Origin of the sequence: Actinomyces sp. oral taxon 170 str. F0386, assembly GCF_000195595.1 — a bacterium.
Taxonomy (GTDB): Bacteria; Actinomycetota; Actinomycetes; order Actinomycetales; family Actinomycetaceae; genus Actinomyces.
In genome coordinates this window covers 37,052-46,814 of sequence record NZ_GL882526.1, presented here as the reverse complement: position 1 = coordinate 46,814, position 9,763 = coordinate 37,052, and the positions used below count along the sequence as shown (strand labels likewise).

The following is a 9,763-nucleotide window of genomic DNA, read 5'->3' as shown; positions in this document are numbered from 1 at the left end:
GGGTGGTGAGCCCGTTTCTGCGTAAGGTCAGGACCTCCTCGGGGGCCAGGGCGGTGCAAATCGTGTCCAAGTCCGGCGGTGTGCGCCGGATTGTGGAACCCCTGGGATCAGCCCACGACGAGGCCGAGTTGGAGGTCCTGCACGGGGCCTACCCACCTGGGGCTGGGGGACGCCGCTGGTGGTGATCGGGCTTTTGAGCAGATGGTTCTGGCGCGTTTGATCGAGCCGACCTCCAAGGCCTAGGTCCCCCGTGTCCTGGGTGACCTAGGCCTGGACGCGGTCAGCGTGCGGACCTTGTTCCGCTCCCTGGGACACTGCGTGGAGCGGGGCTATCGGGAGGCGATCTCTCAGGCCCTGTTCGAGCACGTCACCGCCACCAGGGGGCTGTCCCTGTGCCTGCAGGCGTGACCACGCTCTACTTCGAGGCCGAGCATGAGGATGACCTGCGGCGGGTGGGTTACTGGCAAGGAGAGGAGGGTCGATCCCCAGGTCATCGTGGGCCTGCTGGTCGACCGCCACGGGTTCCCCCTCCAAGTCGGATGCTGGGAGGGTAACCGGGTCGAGACCTCCACGATCATCCCCGTCGTGGAGGCCTTCCAGGCCGCTCACGGCATCGCCGAGTTAGTCCGTCGTCAACGGGCGCCGGAATGCTGTCGGTATCGAACCTGAGCGCGTTGGATGAGGCGAGGCTGCGGTTCATCGTCGGGGCCCGTACCACCCGGGTGCCAGGCGACTGGAGGCGCACTTCCATTGGGCAGGGGACGCCTTCACCCCTATTCAGCACTACAGCAATGAGTTGTAAGCTTGTGTCGCAAGTTACACAACCAACAAAGCTATAAACTATATCAAAAAAATGCTTATGATGCATCATTTTAGAATGTGAGAATGAACACACCATCGAGTTGTCCCGTTCTATCTTTCTGGTGCGTCGTCTGATCGAGCAGAGTGATTGAGCCCTGCTCGATATCTTCTCAAGTAACCCAAGCAGATTGATAGGGAGATGATCGATATGCAACGACTCATTGAATTCACAACAGATGACTCTGGTGCGAAAGAGGTTGAGTCTGCCGTTAGGGCTGCGTTCTCAACTTTAACAGAAGAGCACCCCGATTTCGTTCGTTTAGCATATTGGAGACTACAAGACACAAACAAATTTGTCGCTCTAATAGAACTTGAAGACGAGAAGAACAACCCACTACTAAATCTAGATACAACTGCAGTTCTACCGAAGGTGATTGGCTCCCACGTCGAAGGTGGCTATCCGATACCGCAGGTGATCGAGTTGATCGGTAGTTACGGGTTCGATCTGTGACCATCGACCAGAACTGGGATGCCTTCGCTTCGCAGGAAAAGTACCTGCGAGCGTTGGCTTTCCGATTCTTGCACAATTCTTTAGATGTGGATGATATTATGCAAGAGGCATGGATTCGTTATGATCAAATTGATAAGAACAATATTTCTAATTTAGAAGCTTGGCTCACTACCGTTGTTACAAGGTTATGCTTAGATAATCTTAGGAGAAATCGTAGGTTTGAGTCAGACTATAATCTGATAAATCATTCGTTAGGCGAATATGAGCCCGAAAGTAGTGTGGAATTAAATTGCAATATTGAAACAGCGTTTAATATTATTTTAGCCAAACTAAGCCCTTCGCAGCAAGTTGCTTTAATTTTACACGATATATTCGACTTTACTTTTGCTGAAGTAGGAAAAATTTTACAGGTTAGCGAAGGGACTGCTCGGCGTCAAGCCAGTCGAGCGCGCAAGCATTTAAGGAATAATGAGTTTCGTTTAAATCAACGTAAATTCAATGAAAGTGAAGTGCAGCGAGTTGTAAGTGCTTTTCTTGCTGCAGCTCAGGAGGGAAACGTTGATCAGCTAATATCTGTACTTCATCCTGGCGTTGTCCGAATAACTGATTCGGGGTCTGTAATTAGAGGGTCAGAAAAAGTTATAGCAGAAACTATCGAACTTCGAGCTAATGCACAAATGGCAAACACTTACTCTTTAAAAGGAAGGCCTATTATTGTAGTAGGGAGTCAGTGTGATCCTAAGTTATTGCTGTCATTCACTGTTTATGATAAAAAAATAATGGCCTATAATGTTACTGCCAACCGTAATCAAATAAATCTCTTGATGTTGAACAAGCGAGATTCATTTGATTTCAGTATTTAAGGCTGTGGCAGATAGGCTTTATTGATTAAATTAGATTATTCTTCAGATGGTCCTTCTGGTGTTTTGCAAGGTTGTTCGGGGTGTATTATTGATGTTCGGATTACTATAGTGAATTGGGGGAACGTGTCTAGGGTTGTCTTAACTCTCCTGATGGTGCCAAATATGGACATTAACTTGTTTGATGATGCACCTGACTCGATTGATACTATAGTTTACATTCTTAGTGGCATCACTAATTTTCTTGACCTGCTTCCTACGTGTTGTGGGTTATGAGGTTGTAGTCGTGGGTGGGGGGCAGCGGAGCTTGGGCCGTCAGGACGGGTGGTGCTGAATCATCCTTCTGGCAGGAGAAAGCCCCACTGCCATGACCCACCGTAACGCTGTGTTGACGCCTCAGGGCCGCCTACCGGCTGGTGATGCGTGTCCAGGCCGGTCGTCCTATCGCCGATGTAGTCGCCGAGGCCGGTATCGCCCACGCCGCGATGTCCAAGTGGATCGCTCGTTACCGCCAGAGCGGAGCCCCGGAACTCGAGGACCGCTCCAGCGCCCCACCCAGACCAGTTCCAAGACTGTGGACTTCATCGAGCACTGACGCCGCACCCGCAAGGGTCCGCCCGCCGTATCAGCCACGAGCTCGCCCAGCGCGGGACAGTGGTGTCGGTACGTACCGTGACCCGCTGGCTGGACAGAGCCAGCCTGAACCGCCGACGCGACACCCGACCCCACCGGGCAGACCAACCGGGCCAGCAAACCCATCCTGGCCCGCTTCCACGGGCCGCATAGTCCACCTGGACGTCAAGAAGGTCGGACGCATCCCACCGAGAGGCGGCTGGCGGGCCCACGGACGCGCCCGACCCCGAGGCCAAGGCCTCCAGGCGGGACAAAAAAGCCAGAACCGGCTACACCTACCTGCACACCGCCATCGACGGCTTCTCCCGCCTGGCCTACACCGAGGCCCCGGATGACGAGAAGGCCTCCACCACGATCGACTTCTTCTGCCGCGCCCGGGCCTTCCTGGCCGCCCACGGCGTCATCAGACTCGTACGGGTGGTCACCGACAACGGGGCGAGCTACCGCGCCCAGACCTTCACCGCGACCATCACTCCCTGGCCTCGCGCCACCAGAGGATCCGCCCCCACACCCCACGTCACAACGGCAAGGTCGAGCGCTACAACCGCATCCTGGTCGAGGAGTGCCTCTATGCGCGCACCTACACCTCAAAGCGGCAGTTCCGCGACGCCGTCGCGGTGTGGAACCACCGCTATAACTACCATCGCCCCCCACACCGCCTGCCACAACCAGCCTCCCACCACCCGCGTCCCAGCACACGCCACCAAACTCATGACCTCATACAGTGCTCGCGGGCCACCAGGTCGATGCCGCGGTCCGGGCGCGCGCTGCGGTCCGGCCAGTCGCACCACATCCACACGTCGTCGAAGCGCTCGGCGTAGCGCGGATCCGTAAGAAGGAACTGGCGCACCAGGCGCTCGAAGCTCGTGCCCTTGCCCCGCTGCGTCTTTGCCTCGAAGTACAGGCCGTCCAGAATCTCTGCGATGCGCGACTGACTCACGGGGAGAAGCATACGAAATGAAGCGCTGTGCCCTGCACGGTGGACTGATGCGTGACAATGTGTGACACGGCGTCACTCCTTGCCGTCCCAGCAGGCTCACATCGTGCTCAGGGTCAGCATGATGGGGAGCGTCAGAGGAAACATCAGCATGGTGCTGATGATGATCGAGGCGGCTGCATCGGGTTCATGATCGTAGGCGATAGCAAGGTTGAGCGCGGCCGAGGCGGAGGGCACTGCCAGCATGATGAGAGCGCTGAGAAGCCACACGGATCCCGTGGATGAGTCGGTGAAGGCGACAAACCGTAGGACAAGGGCCCCGATCGCGGGGAGAAGCAGCGTCTTGATGCCGGCCGCCGTAAGAACGGTGAACAGGGGTACCGTTCGCCGCCTGACTGCGTGAAGGGCTCCGGGGACTGCCAAGCCAGCGACGAACAATGCGCAAGGAACGGTCGCGCCCGCCAACAGCGTGGTCGTCGTCAGGATGACGTCCGGCACGGGAATGGACATGATCTGAGTGATCACACCGGTTCCGACACCGAGGGTGGCCGGGTTGAAAGAGGCCGTGAGCACGCCGATGATGCGATGCCGCGGTGACGGCCGGCCGTTCGATGTCCCTGTCTGGGGGCTCTGGCCCATGTGAGCACCGAGACCGATGAGGCGACGCAGCGCGGGGTATCCCACGAGGAAGAGCAGATTGTGCAGAAGCTGCATGATTCCGGCAGGTAGTCCAGCCTCGGGGCCTGCTAGGCCGGTGGCGATCGGCACTCCAAGGTAGGCGACGTTGCCCCAGGTCGCGCAGAGCGCCACCACGCCGATCTGCTGGTGCCTCAGGGTCCCGCGGGGCCATCGTCGCAGCAGGATGAACCCGATGACGACAAAGCTCGCGCCGGCCAGGAGTGGTCCGGGCAGCAGCACGAGCCAAGGCACACCTCCAGTAGGACGTGGAGCCTTGACGATCACGGTGAACAGATAGCAGGGAAGAGTGATGCGGAAGACGAACTCATTGAGTGGGTTCAGTGCCTGGCGAAAATGTCTGCTTCTCGCCGACACGACGCCGAGAGCGCCGATCAGGAGGAGGGGAGCCAGAAGCGCCACCGTTGTCAGCAGCATTGGCTCACCTCCTCCCTCTCGTCAGCAGGGCGGTGTCGATACCGGCCTGTGGTTCAAGAAGTGCGTCAGTCGCCGGAGCCGGTGGGCAGGGGCTTGTTGCCCCGCAGCGTCTGCACGATCCAGTAGCACAGGGCTCCTAATGGTGCGGCGATGAACCAGGAGAAAGGAGACACCTTGCTGAAAGCCGGAACCAGGGCGATGCACAGAGCGACGATGGCCGCCGGAATGAATCCGAGCAGAGCGTCGGTATTGAGGCCTCCTCGGTAGAAGTAGCGTCCTTCCGGATTGGGGGAGTACAGATCCCGCAGGTCCACTCGTGACCGCTTGTAGTAGAAGTAGTCAAGTGTGAGGATTCCGAAGAAGGGGCCGAGAAGCGCCCCGAGAGAACCGAGGAAGTAGTTGATCGCCGTCGGACTTCCGTAGAGGTTCCAGGGAGTCACGACGATCGATGCAATGACGGACACGATTCCGCCCACCCTGAAAGAGATTCTTCTCGGGTTGAGGTTGGACAGATCGAAAGCAGCCGAGACGAAGTTCGCCACAATATTCACCCCGACCGTAGCCACGATGAAGGCGATCGAGACCACGTAGAAGACGACGTCGTTGTCGATGCGTGACAGCAGGTCGCCCGGATCATGGAAGGCCTCGCCGTAAACCTTGATGGCAGCGGCAGAGCACAAGACCGAGGTCAGAGCGAAGGCGGTCCAGTTCAGAGGCAGGCCCAGAACATTTCCCATGACCACGGAGCGACGACTCGGTGCGTAGCGGGCGAAGTCGGAGAAGTTGAGCATAAGGGTCGCGAGCGTCCCGATTGTCAGTCCCACCGTCACGAAGATCTGGTAGAGCTGCGTGCCGATAGGGGGTGTGACGTTATCCGCGTTGACTGTCCACCTGAAGTCCCAGCCTGCCTGGGAGAGCATCCAGACTCCCAGGCCGATCATGATGACCCAGATGATCGGTCCGGCAGCACCCTGGAAGTGACGCACCGCCTCCATGCCTCGCCAGACGATGATCAGCTGGATCCCCGACAGGATAAGGAAGGCCACCCACCCGGACAGGCGTAGCCCCACGAAGGACGCGGTCCAGTGCTGCATGGGAGGGAAGATCCGCATCAACAGCAATTCCAGCGAGATGGATGCCAGATAGGTCTGGATCCCGTACCACGCGATAGCGACGACCCCTCGAACCAGGGCCGGGAAGTTCGCACCCCACACGCCCCAGGTGACGCGGGAGATGACCGGGTAGGGCGCTCCGGTCTCATACCCCATCAGCCCGGATATGCAGCAGGCGATGAAGATGATGAATGTTGCGATGAACACTCCGATGACGATCGATAAGGGGGTCATGCCCACGATGGCGCCGGTGCCGATGAACAGTCCTGCTGCGAAGGTGTAGTTCGAGGCGTTGTGGGCGTCATTCATCCATAGTGAGAACAGGGCATAGCTGTTCCACTGACGGTCACTGGCACGGGCAGGGGCAAGATCGTCATTGAACAGCCGCCCTTGAGGATCACCCTCCCGGAGATCGTCGTAGTCCGCTTCGAGCGCTTTCACAATACTCTCCTTGAGTAGTCGTTTGTCTTGAAGTTTGAATTTCGACTGATGATTTCATGTGTGGCTGTCTACTTACTCTCCTGTTGCAGGGCCACGGCCGTAGGGGCGTCGAGCGCCGGGTTCTCTGCGACCTCCTCGAACTCTGTGACGGCATCAACGGAAGCTCCCATAGAGATATTCGTGACGCGCTCGAGGATGGCTTCGACAATGACGGGAACACTGAACGTCTGTGCTGTCTGACGTGCGGTGCGCAGGGCTTCCGACAGCTCCTCAGGGGTTCGTGCCCGTATCGCCTTGCAGCCGAGCGACTCGGCGACACCGATATGGTCGACCCCGTAGCCGTCGGTCTCCGGTGCATTGAGATTCTTGAAGGACAGTTGGACCTGATAATCCATGTCGAAAGCCCTCTGGGACTGGCGGATGAGTCCGAGGTAGGCGTTGTTGACGATGACGTGAACGTAAGGAATGCGGAAGTGCGCGGCCACAGCCAGCTCCTCGATGAGAAACTGGAAGTCGTAGTCGCCGGACAGTGCCACTACGGGTGTCTGCGGATCGGCGACAGCCGCGCCGATCGCGGCGGGAATTGTCCACCCCAAGGGGCCGGCCTGACCCGCATTGATCCAGTGGTGCGGACGGTATACATGCAGCATCTGCGCAGCGGCGATCTGGGACAGTCCGATCGTGGTGACGTAGCGAGTCTCGGGGCCGAAGGCGCGGCACATCTCCTCGTAGACGCGCTGGGGCTTCAGTGGTGCTTGGTCGAAGTGGGTACGGCGCAGCATCGTCCGCTTGCGCTCGTTGCACTCCTTGACCCACTGCCGATACCTCTCGACCGGGTGCCCGTAACGCTTGCGGGCAGTCTCGAGAAGCACATCTAGAGCCGCTTTGGCATCGGATACTGACGAGAAGTCAGCGGGGAAGACCCGGCCGATCTGAGTCGGCTCGACGTCGATGTGCACGAAACGGCGCTCGCCCCGGTAGGAGGCGAGGTCCCCGGTGTGGCGGGCGGCCCAGCGGTTACCGATGCCGATGACCAGATCCGCCTCCAGGAAGGTGGCGTTGGCGTAGCGGTGGGAGGTCTGGATTCCAGCCATCCCCTGGGCGAGGGGATGGTCGTCGGGGATCGAGCCCCAGCCCATCAGAGTCGAGATCACCGGAATTCCCAGGAACTCGGCGAACTCAACCAGCTCATGGGAGGCATCGGCGTTCATGATGCCGCCGCCTGCGATCAGCACCGGGTGCTCCGCGGCATCGAGCATGTCCAGAATGGTGCTGGCCTGGTACGACGACATCCTTGGGACCGGCACGGGAAGCGGCTCGTAGGCATCGATGTCGAAATCGATAGTGGCCATCTGAACGTCCATAGGGAGGTCGATGAGAACTGGGCCCCGTCGTCCCGTCCGCATGAGCTGGAAGGCCTTGGCGAAGGTTCCCGGAATCTGTGCCGCCTCCAGGACCGTCGTTGCCATCTTGGTGACCGGCTCCGCGATCGAGGCGATATCGACCCCCTGGAACTCCTCCTTGTGGAGCATGGCCACCTTGGCTTGGCCCGTGATGCACAGGATGGGAATGGAGTCGGCCCAGGCCGAGTACATGCCGGTGACCATGTCGGTCCCGCCTGGACCAGAGGTACCGATACATACCCCGATGTTGCCCGGCACTGTGCGCGTGTAGCCCTCCGCCATATGGGAGGCGGCCTCAACATGCCGCGCCAGGACATGCCGTATTCCACCGTGCTCCTTCATGGCGGAGTACAAAGGATTGATGGCGGCACCGGGGACCCCGAAGGCCTGGGTGGCGCCCTCCTTCTCCAGGATCTGGACGATTGCGTCGACTGCACGCATGTGTGTCATGACTGTTCTTCTCTCTGATCGTTACTGGATGTGCCGCTGAGCAGCTCGATGACCTTGAGTAGGGCGGAGTGATCGAGGTCCGTCCACCCGTTGGCCTCTGCCGCGGTGAAGAGCTGGGCTACGGAACTGGCTGTAGGCAGGCAGCAGCCGGAAGAACGTGCGGTCGACTGGACGATCCCCATGTCTTTGCTGTGCAGCCTGATGGTGAAAGTGGGGCTGAAGCTCCGAGAAACGGACGCCTCGCCCTTCAGGTCCAAGATCCTGGAGCCGGCCAGGCCCTGCGAAAGCGCCCCGAGTGCGTGGACGGGGTTCACGCCGTTGTGTTCAAGCAGGATGATGGCCTCGGACAGGACGGCCAGGGCGCCTCCCACAATGAGCTGGTTGGCGGCCTTTGTGACCTGGCCCGATCCCTCCTGTCCCATGTGGGTGATGGTGGTGCCCATGGCGGACAGGAGCGGCTGGGCCTTGGCGAAGGTCGCCTCTTCGCCCCCGACCATGATGGTGAGGCTGCCGTCGCGCGCCCCTTTGGTGCCTCCTGAGACGGGTGCGTCGAGGAAGTCGATTCCCAGATCCCGGCACCGTGCGGCCAGGCCCCTTGCCTGGTCGGGGGCGATCGTGCTCATGTCGAGCATGAGGCAGCCGCGCGGCGCTCGAGCTGCGATCCCGTCAGGCGCCTCCATGAGCTCTTCGACGACGTCGCCGTCGGGCACCATGGTGATGACGGCGTCGGCCTTCTCAAGGATGCTGCCGAGATCCGGTGCGTCGATCCCGCCGGCTTCCGTGAAGAGACGGGTTCTCTCGGCGCTCCGGGAGTGGCCGCGCACGACGAAACCCGCTTTGAGCAGGTTCAGCGCCATGGGCAGGCCCATCGAACCCAAACCGATAAAGCCCACGGTTCGTATGGTCTGAATATCGTCGTGCGCGGTCATGTCTTCCTCCCGGTCGTCGTTGACCGTCGTGGTTGCCTAGTTGTTCTTCCTCTGTCCGGTTGTGGCTGTCAGACTTCCCGGAAGCTGATCTCCTGGGCGCCTTCCCAGAGGAACTTCTCCCCGAGCTCGGCAAGGTGCTCATTGCCCTCGACGATGGTGGCGAAGTGGTTCCCGGCCAGCTGGCCCGCCTTGGATGCGAAGTTCACGTACCCGTAGCCGATCAGCAGCTCAGTCTCGGACACCCCGCCGGGGTAGATGACGATCTCTCCGGGGTGGGGATAGCAGGTGCCGTTCTCCGGCTCCAGGCCCAGGTCGAGATCCCCGAAGGGGATCCAACCGGCCTGTCCGGACCAGCGAACGTGAATGATCTTGGACGTCAGTCCCAAAAGGTGCTTCTTGAAGGCTGCCACCGTCTTGGGGGCGCTGTCCTCCTCGTATCGGGCCTTGAAGGTGAAACCGCCGGCCGTGATCTCGAGCATGGTCATGGTGAGTACTCCTTGAATGGTGTGATGTTGGGTGTTTCCGTGGTGTCTATCCGGTGCGACTGCGCCGTTCCGGAAGAATGAGAGGACT

Annotated in this window: 9 protein-coding genes and 2 pseudogenes; 5 read left to right on the top strand and 6 right to left on the bottom strand. The window is 59.5% G+C overall.

The genetic code is table 11. The features are described 5' to 3' along the window. The 5 genes and pseudogenes from HMPREF9056_RS14565 to HMPREF9056_RS13430 all read left to right on the top strand — a co-directional run. Positions 1-185 (top strand): annotated as a pseudogene (locus tag HMPREF9056_RS14565) (hypothetical protein); the annotation flags it as partial. Between the two features lie 100 nt (positions 186-285). Continuing rightward, a complete protein-coding gene (locus tag HMPREF9056_RS14865; protein WP_009402975.1) occupies positions 286-408 on the top strand; it encodes a hypothetical protein in 123 nt (40 codons plus the stop codon). Between the two features lie 592 nt (positions 409-1,000). Next, positions 1,001-1,312, top strand: a complete 312-nt coding sequence (locus tag HMPREF9056_RS13440; protein WP_199907982.1) for a hypothetical protein — start codon at positions 1,001-1,003, stop codon at positions 1,310-1,312. Further along, positions 1,309-2,175 (top strand): sigma-70 family RNA polymerase sigma factor, encoded by an 867-nt coding sequence (locus tag HMPREF9056_RS13435; protein ID WP_009402970.1) that lies wholly within the window; start codon positions 1,309-1,311, stop codon positions 2,173-2,175. The genes HMPREF9056_RS13440 and HMPREF9056_RS13435 overlap by 4 nt, the downstream gene beginning before the upstream one ends. 364 nt (positions 2,176-2,539) lie before the next feature. After that, positions 2,540-3,531, top strand: a pseudogene (locus HMPREF9056_RS13430) (IS481 family transposase); the annotation flags it as partial. Here HMPREF9056_RS13430 and HMPREF9056_RS14860 read toward each other — a convergent pair. The 6 genes from HMPREF9056_RS14860 to HMPREF9056_RS03790 all read right to left on the bottom strand — a co-directional run bounded on the left by HMPREF9056_RS14860 (position 3,515) and on the right by HMPREF9056_RS03790 (position 9,675). Continuing rightward, a complete protein-coding gene (locus HMPREF9056_RS14860; protein ID WP_009402964.1) occupies positions 3,515-3,757 on the bottom strand; it encodes a hypothetical protein in 243 nt (80 codons plus the stop codon). The pseudogene HMPREF9056_RS13430 and the gene HMPREF9056_RS14860 sit on opposite strands and share 17 nt — an antisense overlap. A gap of 84 nt (positions 3,758-3,841) precedes the next feature. Then, entirely contained in the window at positions 3,842-4,855 is a 1,014-nt protein-coding gene (locus HMPREF9056_RS03810; protein WP_009402963.1) for an AEC family transporter, read from the bottom strand. Positions 4,856-4,920: 65 nt separating this feature from the next. After that, on the bottom strand, positions 4,921-6,408 hold the full coding sequence (locus HMPREF9056_RS03805; RefSeq protein ID WP_034513694.1) for an NCS1 family nucleobase:cation symporter-1: 1,488 nt from the start codon (positions 6,406-6,408) through the stop codon (positions 4,921-4,923). 68 nt (positions 6,409-6,476) lie between these two features. Beyond that, complete coding sequence (gcl, locus tag HMPREF9056_RS03800) at positions 6,477-8,261, bottom strand: glyoxylate carboligase (protein WP_009402961.1); 1,785 nt, start codon at positions 8,259-8,261, stop codon at positions 6,477-6,479. After that, complete coding sequence (locus tag HMPREF9056_RS03795) at positions 8,258-9,190, bottom strand: NAD(P)-dependent oxidoreductase (RefSeq protein WP_009402960.1); 933 nt, start codon at positions 9,188-9,190, stop codon at positions 8,258-8,260. Before HMPREF9056_RS03795 ends, gcl begins: the two co-directional genes overlap by 4 nt. Before the next feature lie 68 nt (positions 9,191-9,258). Then, complete coding sequence (locus HMPREF9056_RS03790) at positions 9,259-9,675, bottom strand: DUF3830 family protein (RefSeq protein ID WP_009402959.1); 417 nt, start codon at positions 9,673-9,675, stop codon at positions 9,259-9,261. Positions 9,676-9,763 lie beyond the last annotated feature (88 nt).

Bases quoted from the DNA above. Each gene is read 5' to 3' on its own strand.
- HMPREF9056_RS03795 (WP_009402960.1), bottom strand. From the start codon at position 9,190: ATGACCGCGCACGACGATATTCAGACCATACGAACCGTGGGCTTTATC.
- HMPREF9056_RS14860 (WP_009402964.1), bottom strand. From the start codon at position 3,757: ATGCTTCTCCCCGTGAGTCAGTCGCGCATCGCAGAGATTCTGGACGGC.
- gcl (WP_009402961.1), bottom strand. From the start codon at position 8,261: ATGACACACATGCGTGCAGTCGACGCAATCGTCCAGATCCTGGAGAAG.
- HMPREF9056_RS03790 (WP_009402959.1), bottom strand. From the start codon at position 9,675: ATGACCATGCTCGAGATCACGGCCGGCGGTTTCACCTTCAAGGCCCGA.
- HMPREF9056_RS03810 (WP_009402963.1), bottom strand. From the start codon at position 4,855: ATGCTGCTGACAACGGTGGCGCTTCTGGCTCCCCTCCTCCTGATCGGC.
- HMPREF9056_RS13440 (WP_199907982.1), top strand. From the start codon at position 1,001: ATGATCGATATGCAACGACTCATTGAATTCACAACAGATGACTCTGGT.